Source organism: Paraburkholderia sp. CNPSo 3272 (assembly GCF_024206495.1).
In the GTDB taxonomy this organism is placed as follows: Bacteria; Pseudomonadota; Gammaproteobacteria; order Burkholderiales; family Burkholderiaceae; genus Paraburkholderia.
This window is the reverse complement of sequence record NZ_JAMBPQ010000027.1, coordinates 62,970-84,878: the sequence shown is the minus strand read 5'-3', so window position 1 is coordinate 84,878 and position 21,909 is coordinate 62,970. Positions and strand designations below refer to the sequence as shown.

Annotated in this window: 20 protein-coding genes; 6 read left to right on the top strand and 14 right to left on the bottom strand. The window is 66.6% G+C overall.

Features of this window, described 5'->3' with window-relative positions:
* Positions 1 to 77 precede the first annotated feature (77 nt).
* On the bottom strand, positions 78 to 1,058 hold the full coding sequence (locus tag M3I53_RS26810; protein WP_254318884.1) for a hypothetical protein: 981 nt from the start codon (positions 1,056 to 1,058) through the stop codon (positions 78 to 80).
* A gap of 331 nt (positions 1,059 to 1,389) precedes the next feature.
* Between M3I53_RS26810 and M3I53_RS26805 the strand changes: the two genes are divergently transcribed.
* Positions 1,390 to 2,331: a sterol desaturase family protein gene (locus M3I53_RS26805; protein ID WP_254318883.1), complete on the top strand. Its 942-nt coding sequence runs from the start codon at positions 1,390 to 1,392 to the stop codon at positions 2,329 to 2,331.
* Between the two features lie 100 nt (positions 2,332 to 2,431).
* Positions 2,432 to 3,142: an SDR family NAD(P)-dependent oxidoreductase gene (locus M3I53_RS26800; protein WP_254318881.1), complete on the top strand. Its 711-nt coding sequence runs from the start codon at positions 2,432 to 2,434 to the stop codon at positions 3,140 to 3,142.
* Between the two features lie 77 nt (positions 3,143 to 3,219).
* On the opposite strand, the gene M3I53_RS26795 is transcribed toward M3I53_RS26800, so the two are convergent.
* The 4 genes from M3I53_RS26795 to M3I53_RS26780 form a co-directional block, all read right to left on the bottom strand.
* The gene (locus M3I53_RS26795; RefSeq protein WP_254318880.1) at positions 3,220 to 3,588 is read right to left on the bottom strand and encodes a hypothetical protein; all 369 of its coding nucleotides are present in this window, start codon (positions 3,586 to 3,588) and stop codon (positions 3,220 to 3,222) included.
* Positions 3,589 to 3,704: 116 nt separating this feature from the next.
* Positions 3,705 to 5,222 carry a PepSY domain-containing protein gene (locus M3I53_RS26790; protein ID WP_254318879.1) on the bottom strand — a complete coding sequence of 506 codons (1,518 nt, stop codon included), beginning with the start codon at positions 5,220 to 5,222 and terminating at the stop codon, positions 3,705 to 3,707.
* An 89-nt stretch (positions 5,223 to 5,311) separates the two neighbouring features.
* Complete coding sequence (locus M3I53_RS26785; RefSeq protein ID WP_375542590.1) at positions 5,312 to 7,615, bottom strand: TonB-dependent receptor; 2,304 nt, start codon at positions 7,613 to 7,615, stop codon at positions 5,312 to 5,314.
* Between the two features lie 194 nt (positions 7,616 to 7,809).
* Positions 7,810 to 8,181 carry a DUF2946 domain-containing protein gene (locus M3I53_RS26780; RefSeq protein ID WP_254318877.1) on the bottom strand — a complete coding sequence of 124 codons (372 nt, stop codon included), beginning with the start codon at positions 8,179 to 8,181 and terminating at the stop codon, positions 7,810 to 7,812.
* 373 nt (positions 8,182 to 8,554) lie between these two features.
* Between M3I53_RS26780 and M3I53_RS26775 the strand changes: the two genes are divergently transcribed.
* Complete coding sequence (locus tag M3I53_RS26775; protein ID WP_069261939.1) at positions 8,555 to 9,145, top strand: YSC84-related protein; 591 nt, start codon at positions 8,555 to 8,557, stop codon at positions 9,143 to 9,145.
* Positions 9,146 to 9,190: 45 nt separating this feature from the next.
* Positions 9,191 to 9,631 (top strand): thioesterase family protein, encoded by a 441-nt coding sequence (locus M3I53_RS26770; RefSeq protein ID WP_254318875.1) that lies wholly within the window; start codon positions 9,191 to 9,193, stop codon positions 9,629 to 9,631.
* Between the two features lie 14 nt (positions 9,632 to 9,645).
* Here M3I53_RS26770 and surE read toward each other — a convergent pair whose 3' ends face one another.
* Positions 9,646 to 10,434, bottom strand: a complete 789-nt coding sequence (gene surE / locus M3I53_RS26765) for a 5'/3'-nucleotidase SurE (protein ID WP_254318874.1) — start codon at positions 10,432 to 10,434, stop codon at positions 9,646 to 9,648.
* A 155-nt stretch (positions 10,435 to 10,589) separates the two neighbouring features.
* Between surE and ydiK the strand changes: the two genes are divergently transcribed.
* Together ydiK and M3I53_RS26755 are read left to right on the top strand one after the other, a co-directional pair.
* Positions 10,590 to 11,687, top strand: a complete 1,098-nt coding sequence (gene ydiK, locus M3I53_RS26760) for an AI-2E family transporter YdiK (RefSeq protein WP_254318873.1) — start codon at positions 10,590 to 10,592, stop codon at positions 11,685 to 11,687.
* 200 nt (positions 11,688 to 11,887) lie between these two features.
* Positions 11,888 to 14,578, top strand: coding sequence for an ATP-dependent Clp protease ATP-binding subunit (locus tag M3I53_RS26755; RefSeq protein WP_302057857.1), 2,691 nt, complete (start codon positions 11,888 to 11,890; stop codon positions 14,576 to 14,578).
* Positions 14,579 to 14,615: 37 nt separating this feature from the next.
* Here M3I53_RS26755 and M3I53_RS26750 read toward each other — a convergent pair whose 3' ends face one another.
* From M3I53_RS26750 to M3I53_RS26715, 8 genes are all read right to left on the bottom strand, one after another.
* Positions 14,616 to 15,851: a type II toxin-antitoxin system HipA family toxin gene (locus M3I53_RS26750; RefSeq protein WP_254318872.1), complete on the bottom strand. Its 1,236-nt coding sequence runs from the start codon at positions 15,849 to 15,851 to the stop codon at positions 14,616 to 14,618.
* On the bottom strand, positions 15,848 to 16,126 hold the full coding sequence (locus tag M3I53_RS26745) for a helix-turn-helix domain-containing protein (RefSeq protein WP_254318871.1): 279 nt from the start codon (positions 16,124 to 16,126) through the stop codon (positions 15,848 to 15,850). Before M3I53_RS26745 ends, M3I53_RS26750 begins: the two co-directional genes overlap by 4 nt.
* Positions 16,127 to 16,342: 216 nt before the next feature.
* Positions 16,343 to 17,980, bottom strand: a complete 1,638-nt coding sequence (locus M3I53_RS26740) for an AMP-binding protein (protein ID WP_254318870.1) — start codon at positions 17,978 to 17,980, stop codon at positions 16,343 to 16,345.
* A gap of 52 nt (positions 17,981 to 18,032) precedes the next feature.
* Positions 18,033 to 18,449: a RidA family protein gene (locus M3I53_RS26735; RefSeq protein WP_254318869.1), complete on the bottom strand. Its 417-nt coding sequence runs from the start codon at positions 18,447 to 18,449 to the stop codon at positions 18,033 to 18,035.
* Positions 18,450 to 18,488: 39 nt separating this feature from the next.
* Entirely contained in the window at positions 18,489 to 19,676 is a 1,188-nt protein-coding gene (locus M3I53_RS26730; RefSeq protein ID WP_254318867.1) for an acyl-CoA dehydrogenase family protein, read from the bottom strand.
* Position 19,677: 1 nt separating this feature from the next.
* Positions 19,678 to 20,532 carry an enoyl-CoA hydratase family protein gene (locus M3I53_RS26725; RefSeq protein WP_254318865.1) on the bottom strand — a complete coding sequence of 285 codons (855 nt, stop codon included), beginning with the start codon at positions 20,530 to 20,532 and terminating at the stop codon, positions 19,678 to 19,680.
* Between the two features lie 35 nt (positions 20,533 to 20,567).
* Positions 20,568 to 21,131: a MarR family winged helix-turn-helix transcriptional regulator gene (locus M3I53_RS26720; protein ID WP_254318863.1), complete on the bottom strand. Its 564-nt coding sequence runs from the start codon at positions 21,129 to 21,131 to the stop codon at positions 20,568 to 20,570.
* Positions 21,128 to 21,907: an SDR family NAD(P)-dependent oxidoreductase gene (locus tag M3I53_RS26715; protein ID WP_254318861.1), complete on the bottom strand. Its 780-nt coding sequence runs from the start codon at positions 21,905 to 21,907 to the stop codon at positions 21,128 to 21,130. The genes M3I53_RS26720 and M3I53_RS26715 overlap by 4 nt, the downstream gene beginning before the upstream one ends.
* Positions 21,908 to 21,909 lie beyond the last annotated feature (2 nt).

The following is a 21,909-nucleotide window of genomic DNA, read 5'->3' as shown; positions in this document are numbered from 1 at the left end:
TAGCTCGCCGGCCGGTTGATCAAGCGAATGAGGCGGGCGGCTGCGCGTCATGCGAATCCGCGGCCGCCGGTGATGGTTCAGGCCCAGTGGGCGGGGATCCACACGCGGCCGACCCAGTGGCCGGGAATCCACACGGCGGGGCGCGGCGCGATGTACACGGCGCGCGGCAGCGGCTGGCCCACATAGACGACCTTGGGTGCCGGCTGAGCCACGTAGACGACCTTGGGTGCGGGGGCCGGCGCCACGTAGACGGTCTTCGGTGCGGGAGGCGCGACATAAACCGTCTGCGGTGCGGGTGCCGGCGCGACGACCACCGTCTTGGGGGCGGGCGGCGGCGGGGCGACATACACCGTGGTGCTGGGCGGCGGCGGCGTGACGACGACCGGCGCGGGCACGGGGGCCGCGGCGCCCACGACGGCGACCGTCGTGCCCGAAGTGGTGATCGTGCCCGTGGTCACCGTGCCGCCGTGGACAACGGTGGTGCCGCCGCCCGTGGTCACCACGCCGGTGCCGACGCCCGTGGCGCTGCCCGAGTGGTAGACGCTGCCGCCCTGCGTACCGGTGACGGTGCCCGAGCGATTGCACGTGTTGCCCGCGCAGCTCGTGGAAGCGGAGTGCCCGTAGGTGTTGCCGTTGCCCGTCGTGACCGTGCCCGTCGACGAGTACTGGCCCGGCGCCGTGCGCGTCACGCTGCCCGAGGTGCTCGCGCTGTGCCCATCCGAGCCGTTGAGCGAACCGGTGTGCGAGCAGGTGCCGCCCGCGCAGCTCGTATCGCCCGAATGCTGAACCGAGCGGCCGTTCGGGCCGTAGGCCGTGCCGCTGTTGCTGAACTGGCCCGGCGCGGTGCGCGTGACGGAGCCGCTGTTGGTGGCGACGCCGCCCCAGGGACCGGCCACGCCGCCCGCATGCGAGCAGGTGCCGCCGCTGCACGAACCGTAGTGCGCGCCGTTGTACGTGCCGTGCGGCGTGTACGCGGTGCCGTGGCCGGACCAGCCGGCGAAGGCGGGAGCGCTGGCGAAGCCGATGAGCGCGGCGGCGACGAGGGGGAGCGTTTTCATCAGAGGTCCTTGCGGTTCGTTTCGGGGGGCACGCTGCGGCGTGTCAGCGGAACGAACTATAGGGCTGGGCCCGGCTCAAGTCGCGTCATAAACCATGTCGCCGTATTACACGCCGCGAGCCTTCCGGCGCGACCTCCCCGCGCGCGCGGCGCGGCAGGCATGTGGGCGTGTTTCGGCGCCGGGCGCGTGACATACCTCGACATACTTTGCGCGTGGTTTTTCCCGTTGCGCGCCACTACAGTGCCCTTCATCCGACGCGCCGCCGCGACTTCCGCGTGCACTACGCGTTTTTCTTCACCGCGCAAGACGCGCCTATTGCACACGATCCATCATGCTCACCACAGGAAAACTCGCGTTCTATGTCACGCTGTTCGTCGTCGCCGTCTCGCTGATCGAGGCGTGCGTGCTTACCTTCAGGAAGCGCCGCGAAGCAGCGGGCAAGGCCGCTTTCGATTGGTCTGAAGTTTGGCTGTCGCTCGCCGACCTCGCGGGCCGCAAGCTCCTCGCGTTCCTGCCGCTTTCGCTCGCCGCGCCCATCCTGGATTTCGCGTGGGAGCATCGCCTCTTCACGCTGAATATCGACACAGTTGGGCTCGTGCTGCTGGTCTTCATCGGTCAGGAGTTCTGCTATTACTGGTATCACCGCGCGTCGCACCGAATCCGCTTCTTCTGGGCCACGCATGCCGTGCACCATTCGCCGAACCAGTTGACGCTTTCGTCTGCCTACCGGCTGGGCTGGACCGGCAAGCTCACCGGGCCGGCCATGTTCTTCGGGCCGCTCGTCTGGCTCGGAGTGCGGCCCGAAGTCGTGCTCGCCATTCTCTCGCTCAACCTGCTCTATCAGTTCTGGCTGCACAACACGTGGATTCCGAAGCTCGGCTGGCTCGAGTACGTGTTCAACACGCCGTCTAACCACCGCGTGCACCATGCCTCGAACGTCGATTATCTCGATGCGAACTACGGCGGAGTCCTGATCATTTTCGACCGCCTGTTCAGCACCTACGTGCCGGAACGTGCCGAAGAGCCCTGCCGCTACGGCCTCGTGACGCCCGTGCACTCGCGCAATCCGTTCGTCGTCGAACTGGAGCACTGGGCGACGCTTGCACGCGACGTCGTTATGGCAAAGGACATCTGGACCGCCGTGCGCTATGTTTTCCTGCCGCCGGGTTGGCGCGCGGACGGTGGCGGCGACACCACGGAGAACCTGCGCAAGCAGCATGCACTCGCCACGGTACGCACGGATGCGCGGCGCGGACACCCGAGTGCCGGTTGATGGAAGGCCGCGCCTTGCGTAACGTGGCGCCAGCGAGGCCCGCACCGATCGCGCGGGCAGCATCGAACTCGGTTAGTGAAGCAGCGAGAGGAATAAGCGTATGGAAAACGGTTTGAACGGCAAAGTCGTCGCGGTGACGGGCGGCTTCGGCAGCCTGGGTTTGGCAACGGCGCAATTGCTCGCCGAACGCGGTGCCCGCGTGGCGCTGATCGGCCGGGGCGCGGCTCCCGAAGCGGCGGCACTCCCCGCTGAGCTAGCAAACGCGCTGTGCATGGGCGGCGTCGATCTCGTCGACGCGAAGGCGGCCCAGACTGCGTTCGGCGCGTTGCAGGAGAAGCTTGGCGCGCTCGACGCGCTCGTCAACGTGGCGGGCGCATTCCGATGGGAGACCGTCGGCGACGGCGACGCGCACACGTGGGATTCGATGTTCGATTTGAACGTGAAGACGGCGCTCAATGCCTCGAAGGCCGCGCTGCCTCATCTCGTGCAGAGCGGGGCGGGGCGTGTGGTCAACATCGGCGCGGGCGCGGGACTCAAGGCGGGACTCGGCATGGGAGCGTATTCGGCGTCGAAGGCGGGCGTGGCGCGGTTGACGGAAGCGCTCGCTGAAGAGTTGAAGGACAAGGGTGTGACCGTGAACGCGATTTTGCCCGGCATCATCGACACGCCGCAAAACCGCGCCGACATGCCGGGCGCCGATTTCACGCGCTGGGTGCAGCCGCGCGAGATCGCTACGGTGATCGCATTTTTGCTGGGCGAGGACGCGCAGGCGATTACGGGAGCGCTGATTCCCGTGAACGGGCGCATGTAAGGGCGGCGCCTCGGTTGCCCGCACGGCATACGGGCCGCTTCAACAGAGCGGTCCCGCCGTGATCGCGCGGTGGTCCGTCAGTGGCCGTGGCCGCCGCCGGCTCCCATGCCACCGCCGCCGCCTTGCCAAGTACCGCCACCGCCTCCATGCCAGCCGCCGCCGCCGTGCCCACCGCCGCCGTGCCAGCCGCCGCCATGGCCGCCGCCATGCCAGCCGTGCCAGCCATGGTGATAGCAGCATCCGCCGCCACCGCCCCAGATGGCGACGCCGCCATAGCCGCCGCCGAAATAACCGGGGTAGTAGTCGTAACCGTAGGCGTACGGATAGCCCGAGTAATAGGGATAGCCGTAATCATAGCCGTAGTACCCGGGGTAACCGGGATAAGGCGCGACCGCGCAGCCCGCAAGCACCGCGGCGGCGCCTAGCGCCGAAAATAGCCGCAACACGATAATCTCCGCATATATACGTTTGAAACCGTTTGCCACAGCCAGGTTCAGACGCAATTGTGTCCGCAGATTACCGCAGGGCCGCCGATGCCGGCAGGACGGCACGACGGCAGCTTCTAGGCGCGTCGGAAGGCTGCGCGGTCGAACAGCCAGACCGCCACGAGCGTTGCGCCCATCAGCGGAAACACGATGCCGAGCAGCACGAGACCGGTCTTCCAGGCGCGCAGCGGCGGCGCGGCGCGCTCGCGTGAGGGCGCGGCCAGTATCGATGCGCCCGTAGCGCGCGCGGGACGGCGCATCCACCACATCACGAAACCGGTCACCGCGAGCGCGCCGAGGCCCAGCGAGATCGCCGCGCAGATCAGCTGGTTCGCGAGACCGAAGTAGCGGCCCATGTGCAGCGAAGTGCCATAGGAAATGCCTTTCGACACTGCGCCGTAATCTTCGTAGCGAATGTCCCGGAGCACGGCGCCGCTGTACTGGTCGATATACACCGTGCGCTCCGCTTTCGGATCGGGTGGAAAGTACGAGACGGTGTAGACGCCGTCGGCCGTGGCGGGCAGCACGATGTCGTAGCCGTCGCGCACGCGGAGGTCGCGCATCTGGGCCACGACCTGAGCGAGCGTCCAGTGGTGCGGTGCGCCGGGCGCGTCCGCCGAGTGCGGCACGGGAACCGCGCCGACTGCCCAGGGCACGAGCGGCAGCGGCATGTCGTCCATCACCATGCCGGGCATCGACGCCATGTCGTGGCGTGCGTGCTCTGCGCTGTGATCCTGATGGTCGGCGTGGCTTGCAGGAGGGTTCGCCGTTGCGCCGCTGGCTGCCGCAGCGGCGGCAACGGCCGGGGCACCCGGCAACGCCGACTTCAGCGCGAGGCCGCCGCCCCACGCGCCGCGCGGCGCGCCGAGGCTCGCGCGCGTGGCGAGCGCCTTGAACTGCTTGCCCCACGACCCCGTCCACGGCAAGCCGCTCAGCACGAACGCGAGCGCGCCAACGGCGAGCCAGATGCCGACGCTCGCGTGCACGCTCTTCCAGAACGGCCGTCCGCGCGCATCGAAGCGAGGCAGCAGGGCGGCGCGCCACGACGTGCCCGCGCCCGGCCACCAGAGCGCAATGCCGGTGGCGAGCATCACGAGCGTCCAGCACGCGGCCAGCTCCATGAGCAGCTCGCCGGGCTTACCGAGCAGGAGCTTGCGATGGAGCATGCGGTCGACCTGCATGAAGCGGCGATCGACGTCGAGCGTACCGAGCACCGCGCCATCGTAAGGATTCACGTAGACGCTCTCGTTGGCCCCCCCGGGCAGTGCGAAGACGAATTCGGCGCTGCGTGCGGGATTCGATTCGACGTGCGCACGCAGCGCTCGCGCGTCGGGCGGCAGCGCGGCTCGCGCGCGGGCCAGCAGCGTATCCACGGGCAGGCGCGGTGTAGCCGCCGGCGCGACCACCAGGCGATGCGGGTAAAGCAGCGGTTCGATCTGCGGCTGGAAGCAGTAGATCGTGCCCGTAATGGCGAGCACGAGCAGCAAGGGCATGACGAACAGGCCTGCATAGAAATGCCAGCGCCACAGCGTGCGGTAGCCGGCCTGCGCGGCGCGGGCAGGCGGTGCGCTGACCGGGTCGGATATCGTGGACATCGGGGACTCCTTGTCGAGCCGGCACGGCTCGAATACCTGGATGATTCAGACGAAAACGCGCACGCGAGCGAAGGCCGCGAGCGCGCCGCTCAAATACCGAGCTTCGCTTCGACGTAATACGTGCGGCCGGGATACGGGTGATAGACGAAGTAGCGCTCGTCGAACAGGTTGTCGATGCCCACGCCGATCTCGCTCTTCTTCGTCGGCCGGAAGGTGAACTTCACGTCGGCGACCGTGTAGGTGCTCGTGCCGCCGTATACGTTCGGGTTCGTGTCCGTGTTCGTGAGCGTGTTGTACTGGCGCCCCGAATAGCGTGCGGCGAGCGTGAGCGCGGAGCGCGCGTCGAACCGGTAGGTCGCGACGAGATTCGCGCGCCACAGCGGAATGCGATAGAAGTACTTGCCGACGCTCGCCGGATTCTGCGCGTTCTCCAGAATCTTCGACTGCGTATACGCCACGCTCGCCGCCAGATCGAGCCCGCGCAGGATCACGTCTTCTCCCTGATAGCTCGTTTCCACGCCGCGCGAGCGCACCTTGCCGATGTTCTGGAAGTTCGTGACGTTCGGAATGACCGTCGTATCGGTCTGGCTGAAGATCGTGTTTTTTACGTCGTCCTGAAAGAACGTCAAGCGGAACAGGCCGTTCCAGTGCGCCCATTCGGCGCTCAGTTCCTTCGAGAGATCGTCCTCGGGGCGCAGGTTCGGATTGTTGTTGACGATGGACGAGCCGTTCACCTGCCCCTGGAACAACTCACTCACAGTCGGGAAGCGGTACGCGCGCGCAATCGATGCGCGCAGCGTGAGATCGTCGGTCATGTCGAACGAGAGCGAAGCCTTCGGCGAAAAGTGATGGTCGCCCACGTCGGCATACGGCACGTTCTGGCTGCCGAGCGCCTGATAGCCGTCGAAGGCGCGCCAGTTCTCGTAGCGCACGCCGTACACGAGCTTCCAGCGCGGCAGGAAGCGCCAGGCGTCCTGCGCGTAGAGCGCCTGGGTCTCGGTCTTGCCCGCGAAGGCATTGGCGAAACTGATCGCACCGCCGTCGCGCCACGCGAGCGTGTTGTACGTGCGGTTGTCGAGCGCGTAATCGTCGTAGTGGTAACCGAAGGTGAGCCAGTGGGCGGCGAGCCCGGCGTCGGGGGTGGCGGGCGTCCACGTCGTCTTGAGGTCGAGCGTCTTCCAGCCGGTGCCGTCGCCGAGCGTCATGACGCCGGGACCGTTGCCGGGTCCCCCGGCATTCGCCGTGCGCGCCACGCTGTTGCTTACGTCGTAGTACGAAGCAATGGCCTCTGCGTTCCAGCCGGTGGCCTGATGCGTGCGCAGTGTCGCACCGTAGAGCCAGTTTTCGCTCCAGCCGCGGCTCGGCGCGAACGCGGCGGCGGGAATGGTGTACTCGTAGCCGTTGATCGACACCTTGCCGCTGTACACGGGATTCCCGTTCGCGTCGTAAAGGAAGGTCGAGGTGGCGTTGTTATAGGTCTGATGCCAGTAGCCGAGCGTCACGCCGCCTTGCACGGTGGGCGTGAAGTCGTACTGCATGCGCAGCTTGAACTGGTCCTGCACCGTGTGCTGCATGCCTTCGCCGTTCACGCCGAGCACGACCGTGGGCGTGTTGGTCTGGTTGTTGTAGAAGTAGGCGCCACGCACGGGCACGTCGCCCGGCTGCGCGGGTTTCGTCGACTGCGCAAGCGTGGCGAACTGCAGCGGCTGGCTCGTGTTCTCGAGGTGGTTCACGCCAAGCAGATACGAGAACTTGCCGATGCGGTCGCCGATCGAAGCGCTCATCTCGCTGCCGTTGAAGTTCTGGTTCACGCCGAAGAGGCTGAAGTGCTGGGTGAACGCCTTCACGTCCGCGGTCGCTTCGAACGCCTTCGGCATGCGCGTGGTGATGAGCACGGTGGCGCCGAGCGAGTTGCCGGGATAGAGCGCGGAATACGGCCCGTAGATCACATCCACCTGCTGGATCTGGTCGGGGAACACCATCGACCACCGTGGCGGAAAACTGTAACTGTTGCCGAGCAGGTTCGAGAGCAGCAGGCCGTCGGCATAGACGAGGCCGCGTGCGCTTTGCGTATTGCTCGTGCCACGCACGGCGATGATCGAGTTCAGATCGCCGACGTAGCGCTTGCGCACGGCGAGGTTCGGCAGGTACTTGAGCACGTCCTCCGTGTTGACGACGTTCCAGTTTGCGAACTGTGCGGGCGTGACGGTTTCCACCGTCGCGGGCAGGTTGGGATCGACGGCGGGCGCCGCGGCGCTGCCAGCGGTGGCGCTGACCGTGACGGTAGGCAGCGTGACGGACGAGGCCGTATCGGCCGGTTGCGCCTCGGCAGCCTGGGCCGCATGAACGACGATGGGGGCAACGAAAGGCAGCGGCAAGACGCGCGGCAGCATGGCGAGCGCGAGGCGCCCGGCGTGCCGCAGCGCGCACGGCGTTGCGCGTTCGCGCGAGCGAACGCCAGCGCCACGCGTGGTGAGCGTGGACATGAGGTGTCTTCCTGAAAACGGGAATCGAGCAGCCGCGCGCGGCGTGCGTGCTCGTTGCGCACGCAATCAGATCGCGATCGGCTGGACGGTAAAGGTGTAACTCAGGAAAGGACGGGTGGGGCGCGCGGCCTGCCCGAAGGGAAGGCGCCTAAGGGGAGATCGTGCGTGACGGGCTGCGCAACCGTCTCGCGCGCGAGCACGAGCGCGGCGAGCGCAGCGGGCGCGGCGACCGAAGGCATCGCCACATGATGCTCGAGCAGATGGCAGTAGCCGCAAGCGCCGAAAGCATCGTCGTGCGAAAGATGCGGCGCGCTACCGGCCCCGGCCGGCTGCACGGCCGAGCAGAGCGTGGCGTCCGGCTCGTTGGCGCGGTGCGCGGCGACGAGCTGGCTCACGAGCGGTGCAAGCACGATGAGCCACATGGCGACGAGGCCAAGCCATGCGGTCAGCAGTGAATGCTTGCGTGAATTCATGAGAATGAGAATGATTGCGCGGCGGAGTCTAACACGGCATTTCGCGTTTGCCCACGCGCGCCCACCGCTCTGAGGGTGGTAATAAGCGCGGTGCGATGTCGCGACCGTGGGCGCCGGTGCGTTGCATCGAAACGCCCACGGCTGGGGATTTCCTTACATCTTCGCGCGAACTCGATGCCCGCTGCATGGTCCTATACCCCCAAGGATCAGCGGTCATGGCCGCCGCAGGCGGCCGGGGCCCACGCGCCGGATTGCGGGTTTGCCCCGGCGACGGCCATGCGCGCTATCCTGTAGCGCTTTGCGCGCGGCCCGGATGTCCACGAGCGGGCTGGCGCGGGCACCCGAAGCCCCATTTGCACAGGAAAACCACGTAATGCGCCGACGTCAATTTCTTCTCAGCTCCAGTGCCGCCCTCGCCGCCAGCGGCCTCGCGCTTGCCGGCTGCACGACCACGCCGCTCGGCACGCAGAACAGCGCCTCGCAAAACACGGCGAAGCGCAATTCGATCGACGCGGGCGTCGACGCCACGCTCTCGCGCCTCTTCAGCACGGTGAGCGGGTCGCAGGAGCTGGTCTCGAAGGCGAGCGGCGTGCTCGTCTTTCCGCAGGTGCTTTCGGCAGGTTTCTGGATCGGCGGTCAGTACGGCACCGGCGCGCTGCGCGTGGATGGCCGCACGACGGGCTACTACAGCACCATTGCGGGCTCGTTCGGCCTGCAGATCGGCGCGCAGTCCAAAGCCATCATCTTCGCGTTCATGAACCCGGTCGCGCTCAACGATTTCACGAGCAGCCAGGGCTGGTCGGCAGGTGCGGACGCCACGGTTGCGCTCGTCACGGTGGGCGCGAACGGCAACGTCGATACCTCGACCGCGACGAGCCCCGTGGAAGCGTTCGTGCTGACCAACGCGGGTCTCATGGCCGGGGTGTCGCTGGAAGGCGTGAAGGTGTCGCGGCTCGTCATTTGACGTGGCCGCGCGCAGTGACGAGTTGGCAAGAAAGGAGACACGCGCATGGCGACGCCCACGTACCGCCGCAAACACAAGATTCACTTCTCGGAGTGCGATCCCGCCGGTATCGTGTTCTATCCGCAGTATTTCGTCCTGTTCAACGATCTCGTCGAGTCGTGGATCGACGAGTTGTTGCCGCAGGAGGGCTATCACGGCGTGATAGGCGCTCGGCGCGTGGGCATGCCGACCGTGCGGCTCGAAGTGGATTTCAAGGCGGTGAGCAAGATGGGCGACGAGGTCTGGCTCTCGCTCGAGGTCGAGCGCCTGGGGCGAGCGTCGCTCACGCTCGCGTGGGCCTGCACGGGCGTGGACGGCGTGCTGCGCATGTCGGCACGCCAGACCATCGTGACCACCTCGCTCGACACCCACAAGTCGATTGGCATTCCTGAGGACATCCGCGACGCGATCGCGCGGGCGATGACGGCCTCCGCCGCGCGCGATTGATCATTGGACCACGTTCAGGCGGCAGCGCCGAGCGCCGCTTGCAACGTGACAAACGTTTTTTCGTCGGTGCGCTCGAAATGCAGCGGCGTGACCGAAACGCGGCCGGAGTTCACCACGGCCGTTTCGCTGTCGGGCCCGTTTTCGCGCGGGCCGCGATTGAAGCGCAGCCAGTGGTAGTCCATGCCGCGCGGGTCGATCTGCGGCACGACGTCGATGCCCTGCACGAGCCCGACGCCCTGGCGCGTGACGGTGAGCGGCCCCGCGGCGCTCGCGTCGATATCGGGAAAATTCACGTTCAGGCAGACCGGCGCGTCATGCGCCACGGCGGCGAGGCGGCGAATCACGTCCGGCGCGAGCGCGCGGGCGGTGTCCCAGCGCACTTGCTCGCGATCGCGGAAGGTCTGGCTCAGGGCGATGGACGGCAGGCCGAGCAAAAGGCCCGTCATGGCTGCGCCCACCGTGCCCGAGAACATCGTCTCCACGCCGAGGTTGCCGCCACGGTTGATGCCTGAGAGCACCAGCGAAGGGCGCACGTCGCCCATGAGCTGGCGCACCGCCATCACCACGCAATCGCCCGGCGTGCCGAGCACCCCGAAACGCCGCGCGCCGCGCCGGCTCACGCGCAGCGGCGTATGCAGGCTGATCGAGTGCGAGGTGCCGCTCTGGTCGTGCTCGGGCGCGACGACCCAGACTTCGTGCGCGAGCTCGGCGGCCACGGCTTCGAGCACGGCGAGGCCGGGCGCGTCGATGCCGTCGTCGTTGGTGAGGAGCACGCAGGGCAGTTTCGTATCGGTTGCGGTCATGGCTGGCTCTTCTTCGTCGCATGGGGGAAGGGTCATTATTCCAGACTGCGTTCCGGGCGGCTGCCGTGCGGGACTTTTTAAACGGATTCGTAGCCTATCCGATATAGACTAGCGCGTCGGCGCCATGAGGCGCGCCCTGCATTGAGGAGAAGTACGTGAAGCCGCAAGCCACGCCGGACCTGGCCCGCATCCTGTTCGTTGTTGCCATACTCTGCGCGCTGACGATCGGCAGCCTCTACGTCATGCGCCCATTCCTTCCGGGATTGATCTGGGCCACGACCATCGTCGTCGCGACATGGCCCGCCATGAAAGCCATCGAGCGGCGCTGCGGCAACCGCCGCTGGCTCGCCACGCTCGTCATGCTGCTGATCCTTCTGGTCGTCATCGTGCTGCCGCTTTATGAAGCCATCTCGACGCTCGCGTTGCACGGCGGCGAGATCATGGAGCTGATCCGCAAGCTGCCCGACTATACGTTGACCGCGCCGCCGCAGTGGGTCGGCGACATTCCCGTGGTGGGCGGGCGCATTGCCGCCAAGTGGCAGGAGTTTTCGGACGCCGGCCCCGGCGGTCTGCTCGCGCAGCTCGAGCCGTACGTTTCGATCGCGGCGCACTGGTTGATCGGCCACGCCGCTTCAGTGGGCGTGTTCGTCATGCACATGTTCATCACCGTCATCATCACGGGCATTCTGTACAGCAACGGCGAGCATGCCGCCGACTATGTCACGCGCTTCGCCATTCGCGTGGCGCCCGCGTATGGCGAACAGGCAGTCAAGCTCGCGGGCGCTTCGGTACGCGCAGTGGCCCTCGGCATCGTCGTGACGGCGATCCTGCAGTCGGCGCTCGGCGGCATCGGCCTGTGGGTGGCCGGGGTGCCGGGCGCGGGTGTGCTCACGGCCGTGATGCTCATGCTGTGTCTAGCGCAGATCGGCCCGACGTTGCCGCTGCTCGGCGGCGTGATCTGGCTGTTCGTGCACGACGCGCATGTCACGGCGATCCTGCTCGCGGTGTGGTCCGTGATGGTCGCCATGCTCGATAACCTCGTGCGTCCGGTGCTGATCCGGCGCGGCGTCAATCTGCCGATGCTGCTCATTCTCTCCGGCGTGCTCGGCGGCCTGTTCGCCTTCGGCATCGTCGGGCTCTTCATCGGGCCGGTGATCCTCGCCGTTTCGTCCACCTTGCTGAGCGCGTGGATACGCGACCCGGCGGCGCGAGCCCGCGGGGCGTCCAGTTCGGCTGCTCATCAAGACGTTTGACGCCGCGCACGCAAACCCATTGATTAGCAAACGTCTCCTCTTGCCGACGCGCAGTTCGATTCGACGTTACGATGACGTCTGAACTTCGCTTCGGCATTCGTTAGAGCATTCATGCGGCGCTCGAGCGGGCATGCCTCGTGCCATTCCAGGTCGCGGGCAGCGCACCCGCGCGCGCCGCGCATCGCTTCAAAGGAGACGGCATGGCTCAGTTCAACTGCGATATCTGCGGCGTGCGCCCCGCTACGGTGCGGGTCGCCGTGTTGCAGGACGGCAGGCGGCGTTTTCTCGATGTCTGCGACTATCACTACGCACAGCTCACGCGGCATCAGCGCACCTTGAGTCCGCTGGAGGCGCTGTTTCGCGCCTCGCAGCAGGCCGACGGCGCCCACGATGCCGGCGGCCAGGCGGCCGAACCCGCGCCACAGGCCATGGAAGCGGGCGACGGCGCCATCGTCGAACGCTATTTCAGCGATGTGGCGCGTGAATTGCTCCAGCGCGCGGCGGAGCGGGCGGTGCAGTTCGGGCGGCGCGAGGTCGATACCGAGCATCTGCTTTACGAACTCGCGGGCAACGATGCGGGCGCGGCGATTCTCAAGCGTCTCGGCATTCAGCCCGACGATGTGCGTGCGTTCATCGACGCCAACGCGCAGAAGCGCGAAGGCGCGCCCGCGCCCGACGACGGCCGCATCGGCGTCTCGCCGCGTCTGAAGGGTGCGCTCGACCGCGCGTTTCTCGTCTCGCGCGAACTGGGTCACAGCTACGTCGCGCCCGAGCATCTGCTCTTCGGGCTCACGCAGGTGCCGGAAAGTTTCGCGGGCCATCTGCTCGGCCGCTATGGCGTCACGCCCCAGAAGGTGTTGCAGCGGCTCGTGGAGGCTCAGGGCGACAAACGCGAGCGTCCTGCCGCGAAGGGGCCCAGCGCGACGCCGCAACTCGACCAGTACAGCCGCGATCTGACCGCGCTCGCGAGCGAGGGCAAGCTCGACCCGGTGATCGGCCGTTCGAGCGAGATTGAGACCGTGGTGGAAGTGCTCGCGCGCCGGCGCAAGAACAATCCGGTGTTGATCGGCGAGCCCGGTGTGGGCAAGACCGCGATCGCCGAAGGGCTCGCGCAACGCATGCTCAACGGCGACGTGCCCGAATCGCTGCGCGGACGCCGGCTCGTCGAGCTGAACGTCAACGGGCTGATCGCGGGCGCGAAGTATCGCGGCGAATTCGAAGAGCGCGTGAAGGGCGTAATGGAGGAAATCTCGGCGCAGCGCGAAAGCCTCGTGCTCTTCATCGACGAAGTGCACATGATCGTCGGCGCGGGCCAGGGTGGCGGCGAGGGCGGGCTCGACATCGCCAACGTCTTCAAGCCGGCCATGGCGCGCGGCGAACTGAACCTGATCGGCGCCACGACGCTCTCCGAGTACCAGAAGTACATCGAGAAGGACGCGGCGCTCGAGCGGCGCTTTCAGCCCGTGTTCGTCTCCGAGCCGAGCGTGGATCAGACGATCAACATCCTGCGCGGCTTGCGCGACAAGCTCGAGGTGCATCACCACGTTACCATTCGCGACGACGCGCTGGTTTCGGCGGCCGAGCTGTCGGACCGCTACGTGATGGGGCGTTTCCTGCCCGACAAGGCCATCGATCTGGTCGACCAGGCGGCTGCGCGCGTGCATCTTTCTGCCACCTCGCGGCCTGCGGCGATCCTCGAACTCGAAGCGGAGCTGGCGCAGTTGCGGCGCGAACAGGACTACGCGGCGACGCGCAAGAATTTCGAGCGCGCCCATACGCTGGACGAGCCGATCGCCGACAAGGAAAAGGCGCTCACGCAGGCCACCAGTGACTGGAAAGGGCAGCTCGGCACTGTGACCTCCGACGTGACCAGCGAAGATGTCGCGGAGATCGTCTCGAAGCTCACGGGCGTGCCGGTCACGCAACTGACCGCCGAGGAGCGCACGCGGCTGCTCGAAATGGAAGCGCGGCTGCATGAGCGTGTGATCGGGCAGGAACAGGCCATCGTCGCGGTCAGCGACGCGGTGCGCCGCTCGCGCGCCGGGCTGCGGCGCGGTCGGCGGCCCACGGCGGTCTTCCTGTTCCTCGGGCCGACCGGAGTGGGTAAGACGGAGCTTGCGAAGGCGCTGGCCGAAGTGGTGTTCGGCGACGAAGATGCCATCGTGCGCATCGACATGAGCGAGTACATGGAGCGCCACGCCGTGTCGCGGCTGATCGGCTCGCCGCCGGGCTACGTCGGCTATGACGAAGGCGGCCAGTTGACCGAGAAGGTGCGCCGCCGCCCCTATTGCGTGATCCTGCTCGACGAAATCGAGAAAGCGCACGCCGACGTCTACAACGTGCTGCTGCAGGTGTTCGACGACGGCCGCCTCACCGACGGCAAGGGTCGCGTGGTCGACTTCAGCAATACGGTCGTGATCGCGACGAGCAACCTCGGTTCCGACGTGGTCTCGGGGCAAAAGCGCTCAGGACCTGGTTTCCTCTCGAGCGCCGAAGGGTCGATGCAGGGCGCCGTGATGGGCGAACTGCGCCAGCATTTCCGGCCCGAGTTCCTGAATCGCATCGACGAAATCATCATGTTCCAGCCGCTCACCAGCGACGAGCTGCGTGCGATCGTGCGGCTGCAGCTCGAACAGGTCCGGCGGATGGCGCGTAGCCAGGACATCGACCTGACGTTCGACGACAGCGTGATCGATTACCTCGCGGCGGAGGGGTATCGGCCGGAATTCGGTGCGCGCGAGTTGAAGCGCAAGATGCAGCAGGCGGTGGAGAACGAGCTGGCGAAGGAAATGCTCAAGGGCGGCGTGAAAGAGGGCGCCAAAGTCGTATGCCGTTACGACGCGGCGGGCAAACGTATCGCATTTACGTTGCAGGGCGCGGGCGAGAGCTGATGCGGGCGCCCCGGCGGCGTTGCCCGTGCTCGCGCGCCTAACGCACCAGCTTCGGGCGCGAGACGGGTTTGACGCCCGGCCGTTCGACGGCGCGCCGGATCCTGGCGAGCAGGTCGCCCTCGTGGAATCGCCGGTCCTCGGCGAAGCGCTCGGCGACCGTGAGGTAGGCGTCGTGCAGTCGGCTCATGATGTCCTCGCCTTCCGACTGCCGCAGGCCGAGGCGCCGGGCGAAGGCATGGAGCTCCGCCGGCAGCGGGAACGTCTTGCTCCGGTTGAGGCTGAGCGCCATGCGCCCATCGAGATCAGGATAGATGTCGGTGCAGACCACGTCGAACACCGGAGCGAGCCGGCGCGGTCCGGTCGGTTCGACATAGAGGATTCCCAGGTTCTTCATGTGGGCATCGCCGTCGCGCAACAGGCACGAGAGGGCGATGCGCTCGAACAGGCGTCGTTTCTGCGCCGGATCCGAACGCGTATAGATGTCCACGGCCTTGGCGATCATCTCGTAGCTGCCCTCGTATTTCGCCTTGCCGGTGAGCACGCTCATATCCTCGAATCCGATGGGCGTGCCGTCCGCCTCGCGGTCGAAGCGTGACATGACGAAGAGCTTGCCGTCTTCGGAAAGCCAGAAGTCGGGGACTTCGAGCGCGGCCTCTTTCGCCACCGACATGCAGAAGTATTCGTTGCGAGCGAGCCCGGGGAAGTCGTCGCCTTCGGCCTTCACGATCACCGTGCGCAGGGGCAGCGCCGTGTGCTCGGCGGGGCGCGATGCGGTTTCCGCGGCGAGCGGAACGACCGCCTTCGGCTGCACGCCGGAGATGCCGGAGCCGAGCGCGTAGCGGTCGATCAGGCGCTCGAACAGCCGGCCCGAGGGCGAGGAAAGCAATTCGTCCAGACGTTCGCCATCGCTCTTCGGCACGCGCTCTCCCGGCACGGAATAGGTGAGCCGCCCGATTTGGTTGGTGCCGGCGAGAAAGAGCAGAAACATGTCGCTCGGCGCGCCGTAACGCGCGAGCCGTTCCTCGATGACGAAGCGCAGGTAGCCCTCCGGCCGGTTCATCGCGAAGACGCCCATCAGGTCGCCGCTCGCATAACTCTGGCGCCGCACCGGCATGGTGAGCGAGACCGCGGCCATGTCGGGCGCGTCGCCGTAATTGAAGACGAAGCGGCTCTCGCGCGCGAGCAGGCCGCTCGGTCCCTGTGGCGTATGGACTTCCAGGCTGCGGATTTCGCGCAGTAGCCGCTCGAGGTCGAATGAGGCGCTCGGAGTCATTCGTCGTCCCTGAATATGTCGTTCAGGTCCTCGAGGATGACAGTATCCATGGGGCGAAGCACGACCTCATAGCCGAGCGCGTTCACGAGACGGCAGAGTTCGCGTACGCCGATGTTGCCTGCGTGTTCGGCGTTGGTGACGGTGCGGCGGGCGACGCCCGCCTGCTCCGCGAGGGCCTGCTGGGTCAGCTTGCGCTCGCGGCGCGTCGCGCGCAGGTCTTCTGCCAGGCGCTCGAGGTTGGAGATCGAGAGGTTCGCGGGTTTTTTGCGCATCATGGTGCGCATTATAGGCCGTTATCCGCCGATTTGCGCATAATTCTGCGCATTGGGTTGGGCAGGCACCGTGGGGGAAATACGCGCATAATTTTGCGCAAAGCTGAGGTCGACACACGGATATGCGCAAAATCACGCGCATATCCGTGTGTCTGGGCGCAATCTGTAATCATTAAATATTCGGCGGTTTACGTTGTATTTCTTACGCCCCGCGCCGCTTCACATCGACCGCAACGCCGAGCGCTTGAGCTTGCCGGTCTCGGTGCGCGGCAGCGCGTCGATAAAAGCGATCAGGCGCGGATATTTGTACGCCGCCACCGCGTTCTTCACGAAGTTCTGCAACTCGGCGACCAGGGCGTCGCCGGCGCTGAAGCCCGGGCGCAAGACGACGAACGCCTTCACCACCTGGCCGCGCACTTCGTCGGGCACCCCAGTTACGCCGCACTCGGCCACGGCGGGGTGCTGCATGAGCACCGTCTCGACTTCCGGACCCGCGATGTTGTAGCCCGACGAAACGATCATGTCGTCGGAGCGGGCCTGGTAGAACACGTAGCCGTCGGCGTCGATGCATACGGCGTCGCCGGGCAGGTTCCAGCCGCCGCGTACGAACACAGCCTGACGCTCGTCGGCGAGATAGCGGCAGCCGGTCGGGCCGCGCACGGCGAGATTGCCCGTCACGCCGGGCGCCACCGGCTGCAGGTCATTGTCCAGCGCCTGCACGACGTAGCCGGGGACCGCGCGGCCGATCGAGCCGGGGCGCACGTCGGCGCCCGCGGACGATACGAAGATATGAATCAGCTCCGTGCCGCCAATGCCGTCGATCATTTCGATGCCCGTCGCATCGCGCCACAGATCGCGCGTGGCCTGCGGCAGCGCCTCCCCGGCGGATACCGTCTTGCACAGGCTGCTCAGGTCGTACTGCGTGACGAGCGCCGCCATCTGCCGGTAGAACGTGGGCGCGGTGAAGACGATGGTCGCGCGAAAACGCTGGATCGTGTCGAGCAGCAGCGCCGGCGTAAGCTTTTCGATCAGCACCGTCGACGCGCCGACGCGCAGCGGAAAACACAGAAGCCCGCCCAGCCCGAACGTGAACGCAAGCGGCGGCGTGCCGCAGAACACGTCCTCGGCCGTGGGCTTCAGGATGTGACGCGGGAACAGGTCGCACATGGCAATCACGTCGCGGTGAAAGTGCATGCAGCCCTTGGGCATGCCCGTCGTACCGCTCGTGAAGGCGATCAGGCAGACGTCGTCGCTGGCCGTGTCGCAGGCAGCGAAGTCGGTGGGCTTGCCTGCCGCGAGCGCTTCCAGCGTGCCCGGCGCCGTGTCGTGAAAGTAGCAGACCTGCTTGATGCCTGCGCAAAAGAATTCGTCGGAGGGGTCCATGCAGCGCGCGAGTTCTTCAGTGAGCCGCACGTCGCACAGCGCCGCGCATACCTGCGCCTTGTCTGCGATCTGCTTGAGCTCCTTCGCGCGCAAGAGCGGCATGGTGGGGATCACCACGAGGCCTGCCTTGAGCGACGCGAGAAACGCCACCGCCATTTGCAGCGTGTTCGGCCCGCGCAACAGGACGCGGTTGCCCGGCTGCAGCCCCATGTCTTCCACCAGCACGCGGGCGCTGCGATTGACGAGCGCGAGCAGTTCGGCATACGTGGTGGCCTGCGGCTTGCCGTCGATGTCCGACCAGATGGCCGGGCGCTCGCCGTGTCCGGCTTCGATCGCGCGGTCAAGCAACTCGACCGCGCAATTCATGCGCGCGGGGTAGGCAACGTCGGGATTGTCGAGCAGCATGTCGGGCCATTGCGACTCGGGCGGCAGATGATCGCGTGCGAACGTATCGACATGGGCGGTGGGTTGCATGGCGTCTCCGGCTGTCTGTATGAGCTGGTCGTTCTGTTAGGTGGGCGGCGGTCTACTGGCGTGTTAGACGCGCGTCGTCGGGAATCACGGCCGTCGCTTCGATTTCCACTTTGGCGTCGTCCTCCATGAGTGCCACCACCTGCACCGCGCTCATCGCGATGTCGTAGTCGCCGATCAGCTCGCGGAATGCGGCACCAATTTCCTTTAGTGATGCCAGGTATTCCTTCTTGTCGGTGACGTACCAGGTCATGCGCACGAGGTGCTCGGGCTTGCCACCCGCGGTTTCGAGAACGGCGACGATATTGCGCAGCGCCTGCACGGCCTGCGCGCCGAATTCGCGGCTCGTGAAGCGCGCGTTCTCGTCCCAGCCGATCTGGCCTGCGATGTAGACCTGCGTGCCGGCAGCGGCGACGCCGTTGGCATAACCGCGCGGCTTGACCCAGCCTGCGGGAAGAAGGGCTCGTTTCATGTTTCGTCCGGTTCCGTAGTGAAGCGTCGCGCCACGCGCTTACGCGGCGTTGTATGCCTTGAGCAGGTCACGCCCGACGATGAGCTGCTGCACCTCGGTCGCGCCTTCGTAAATGCGCAGCGAGCGAATCTCGCGGTAAAGCGACTCGACGATGTTGCCGCTTTGCACGCCCATGCCGCCCCAAAGCTGCACAGCCGCATCGATCACCTGCTGCGCGCCTTCGCTTGCATGCCATTTCGCCATGGCGGCTTCGCGCGTCACGCTTTCGCCCTGGTCGCGCAGCCACGCCGCGCGATAGACGAGCAGGGCGCTGCTGTCGATGGTGAGCGCCATCTGCGCGAGTTTTGCCTGGGTCAGCTGAAAATCGCCGAGCGTCTGGCCAAACATCTTGCGCGAAGCGGCGCGCGCGAGGCCTTCGGCCATCGCGCGGCGCGCGAAGCCGAGCGAAGCCGCGGCCACCGAGGTGCGGAAAATATCGAGCGTGCGCATGGCGATCTTGAAGCCTTCGCCCGGCGCGCCGAGCATCTGGCTGCGCTTCACTCGCGCGCCGGTGAAGCGCAGGCGTGCGAGCGGATGCGGCGCGATCACGTCGATGCGTTCGGCGATTTCGAGCCCCGGTGTGTCGGCATCGACCACGAATGCGCTGATGCCGCGCGAGCCCGGCGCTTCGCCGGTGCGGGCGAACACCACGTAGAAGTCGGCGATGCCGCCATTCGAGATCCAGGTTTTTTCGCCGTCGAGCACGTAGTCGTCGCCCTCGGCACGTGCGGCGAGGGCCATCGCGGCGACGTCGGAGCCTGCTTCGGGTTCGGAGAGCGCAAACGCGGCGATTGCTTCGCCGCGCGCGACGCGCGGCAGATAGCGCGACTTTTGCGCCTCGTTGCCGGCCAGCGAGATGGCGCCGGAGCCGAGGCCCTGCATGGCGAGCGCGAAGTCGGCGAGGCCGGAGTGCTTCGCGAGCGTTTCGCGCAGCAGGCAGACGGCGCGCGTGTCGATCGTGTCGCCATGGCCGCCGTAAGCGGTGCCGCCCACGCCGTAGCGCAGCCAGCCGGCTTCGCCCAGCTTGCGCACGAGCGCGCGGCAGGTCGCATCGACGTCGTCTTGCGGCACGTGCGCGAGATGCTCATGCGCCCACGCTTCTATTCCCGCGCCGAGCGCGCGATGGCGATCTTCGAAGAACGGCCACGCGAGCGCGTCGTGGAGATTGGTTTCAACGGCAGCGTTCAATTCAATCCCCTTCGAAAACCGGACGCGTTTTGGCTGCGAACGCCTCGTAGGCGCGGCCGAAATCGCGTGTGGCCATGCAGATCGCCTGCGCCTGCGCTTCGGACTCGATCGCCTCGTCGATGCTCATGGTCCATTCCTGATGCAGCATCGTCTTGGTGATGCCGTGCGCAAAGGTCGGGCCGGAGGCGAGATCGGCGGCGAGCTTCTGCGCATCGGCGAGCAGCGTTTCGGGCTCGCAGATGCGGTTGTAGAAGCCCCAGGCGTGGCCTTCTTCCCCGCTCGCGGAGCGGCCCGTGTAAAGCAGCTCGGCTGCGCGGCCCTGACCGATGATGCGAGGCAGGATCGCGCAAGCGCCCATGTCGCAGCCCGCGAGCCCCACGCGCGTGAACAGGAACGCGAGCTTGCTGCGCGCGGTGGCGTAGCGCATGTCGGAGGCCATGGCGAGAATCGCGCCCGCGCCGGCGCAGACGCCGTCCACGGCGGCGATGATCGGCTGCGGACAGTGGCGCATGGCTTTCACGAGGTCGCCGGTCATGCGCGTGAACATCAGCAGTTCGGGCATCGGCAAATCGACGAGAGGCGCGATGATGTCATGCACGTCGCCGCCCGAGCAGAAGTTTTCGCCCGCGCCGTGCAGCACGATGGCCTTCACGTCCGTCGCATAGGCAAGCTGACGAAACAGGTCGCGTAGTTCTGCATACGATTCGAACGTGAGCGGATTCTTGCGTTCGGGGCGGTTCAGCGTGATGGTCGCCACGCGGCCTTGCACCGACCAGCCGAAGTGTTGCGCCTCATAACCGGCAAGCGTGACGCGGTTGCCCGCGAAGAGCGCTTCCGCGCTGGAACGTGTCGTCAAGATATGTCTCCCGGATCTTTGCAATTTCAGTGTGTTCAGCTTTCAAGCCCGTTGCGCAGGTGTTGCTTGAGCTTGCCGAGTCGATCGTGCATCTTCGACTTGTCGTCGAGCGAGAGGCCGCCGAACAGTTCCACCACCCATTGCTCGTGCGCGGCCGCCATGCGGTCGAAGAGGGCGCGGCCCTCGGGCGTGAGGCGCACTACGAAGGCGCGCCGGTCGTCGGGGGCCACGTCGCGCACGACGAGGCCTTCCTTTTCGAGCTGATCGGTAATACCCGTGACGTTGCCGCCCGTCACCATCAGGCGGCGCGAAAGTTCCGTCATGCGCAGACCTTCGGGTTGGCGCTCGAGCTGCGCCATCAGGTCGAAGCGCGGCAGCGTCGTGTCGAACTCGACGCGCAGGCGGCGGCGCAGCTCGGCCTGCACCAGATTCGTCGTGGTGAGCAGGCGCAGCCACAGGCGCAGGCCCATGTGGCTGTCGGCGCCCGTGCTCATTTCCATGTCGACGACATTCTCCGCAGGCTTTTCGACGCCCTTGCGCGGCGCTTTCGTTGCGGCCTTCACGGGGGCGTTCTTGCGCGTGCATGCGGGCGATGTCATGTGATTTCTCCACCGGAAACGGATATGGACTGGCCCGTGATCGCGGACGATCCAGGCGCGCACAGCCACAGCACGGCGTTGGCGACTTCTTCCGGCATGACGAAACGCTGCTGCGGGTTATGGCGCACGAGAATGCTGCGCGCTTCGGCTTCGCTGCGCGAAGTCTTGCGCGTGATCTGTTCGAGCGACGCCTGCAGCAGTTCCGTTTCCGTGTAGCCGGGGCACACGGCGTTCACGGTCACGCCTTGCGTGGCCACTTCTAGCGCGAGCGCGCGCGTCATACCGATCACGCCATGTTTCGAGGCGCAATAGGCGGCGACATACGGGTAGCCGACCTGGGCCGCCGTGCTCGCGACATTGACGATGCGTCCGGCCTTGCGCGCGAGCATGCCGGGCAGCACCGCGCGCGTGCACAGGAATGCGCCGGTGAGATTCACGTCGAGCATGCGCTTCCACAGCGCGAGGTCGGTTTGCGTGAATGGCGCGGCTTGAGCCTGGCCCGCGTTGTTCACGAGGATATCGACGGCGCCGAGCGTTTGCGCCGTACGCGCGAACGCGGCGTTCACAGCGTCTTCGTCGGCGATATCGACGCTCACGCAAGCTACGTTCTCGCCGCCGCCGAGCGCGGCACGCTGGGCGTCGAGCCGCGCGGCGTCGCGGCCCATCAGCGTGACGCGTGCGCCGGCATGCAGGAGCGCGGCGGCCGTCGCCGCGCCGATGCCGCTGCCGCCGCCGGTCACGACCGCATGACGATCATTCAGGATTGCCTGGTTCATGC

Excerpts from the sequence above, each read along its gene's own strand:
- M3I53_RS26775 (WP_069261939.1), top strand. The coding sequence starts at position 8,555 with ATGCGCCGACGTCAATTTCTTCTCAGCTCCAGTGCCGCCCTCGCCGCC.
- M3I53_RS26780 (WP_254318877.1), bottom strand. The coding sequence starts at position 8,181 with ATGAATTCACGCAAGCATTCACTGCTGACCGCATGGCTTGGCCTCGTC.
- M3I53_RS26750 (WP_254318872.1), bottom strand. The coding sequence starts at position 15,851 with ATGACTCCGAGCGCCTCATTCGACCTCGAGCGGCTACTGCGCGAAATC.
- M3I53_RS26735 (WP_254318869.1), bottom strand. The coding sequence starts at position 18,449 with ATGAAACGAGCCCTTCTTCCCGCAGGCTGGGTCAAGCCGCGCGGTTAT.
- M3I53_RS26790 (WP_254318879.1), bottom strand. The coding sequence starts at position 5,222 with ATGTCCACGATATCCGACCCGGTCAGCGCACCGCCTGCCCGCGCCGCG.
- M3I53_RS26805 (WP_254318883.1), top strand. The coding sequence starts at position 1,390 with ATGCTCACCACAGGAAAACTCGCGTTCTATGTCACGCTGTTCGTCGTC.
- M3I53_RS26715 (WP_254318861.1), bottom strand. The coding sequence starts at position 21,907 with ATGAACCAGGCAATCCTGAATGATCGTCATGCGGTCGTGACCGGCGGC.
- M3I53_RS26810 (WP_254318884.1), bottom strand. The coding sequence starts at position 1,058 with ATGAAAACGCTCCCCCTCGTCGCCGCCGCGCTCATCGGCTTCGCCAGC.
- M3I53_RS26770 (WP_254318875.1), top strand. The coding sequence starts at position 9,191 with ATGGCGACGCCCACGTACCGCCGCAAACACAAGATTCACTTCTCGGAG.
- M3I53_RS26740 (WP_254318870.1), bottom strand. The coding sequence starts at position 17,980 with ATGCAACCCACCGCCCATGTCGATACGTTCGCACGCGATCATCTGCCG.
- M3I53_RS26755 (WP_302057857.1), top strand. The coding sequence starts at position 11,888 with ATGGCTCAGTTCAACTGCGATATCTGCGGCGTGCGCCCCGCTACGGTG.
- M3I53_RS26800 (WP_254318881.1), top strand. The coding sequence starts at position 2,432 with ATGGAAAACGGTTTGAACGGCAAAGTCGTCGCGGTGACGGGCGGCTTC.
- surE (WP_254318874.1), bottom strand. The coding sequence starts at position 10,434 with ATGACCGCAACCGATACGAAACTGCCCTGCGTGCTCCTCACCAACGAC.
- M3I53_RS26785 (WP_375542590.1), bottom strand. The coding sequence starts at position 7,615 with ATGCTGCCGCGCGTCTTGCCGCTGCCTTTCGTTGCCCCCATCGTCGTT.
- M3I53_RS26720 (WP_254318863.1), bottom strand. The coding sequence starts at position 21,131 with ATGACATCGCCCGCATGCACGCGCAAGAACGCCCCCGTGAAGGCCGCA.
- M3I53_RS26745 (WP_254318871.1), bottom strand. The coding sequence starts at position 16,126 with ATGATGCGCAAAAAACCCGCGAACCTCTCGATCTCCAACCTCGAGCGC.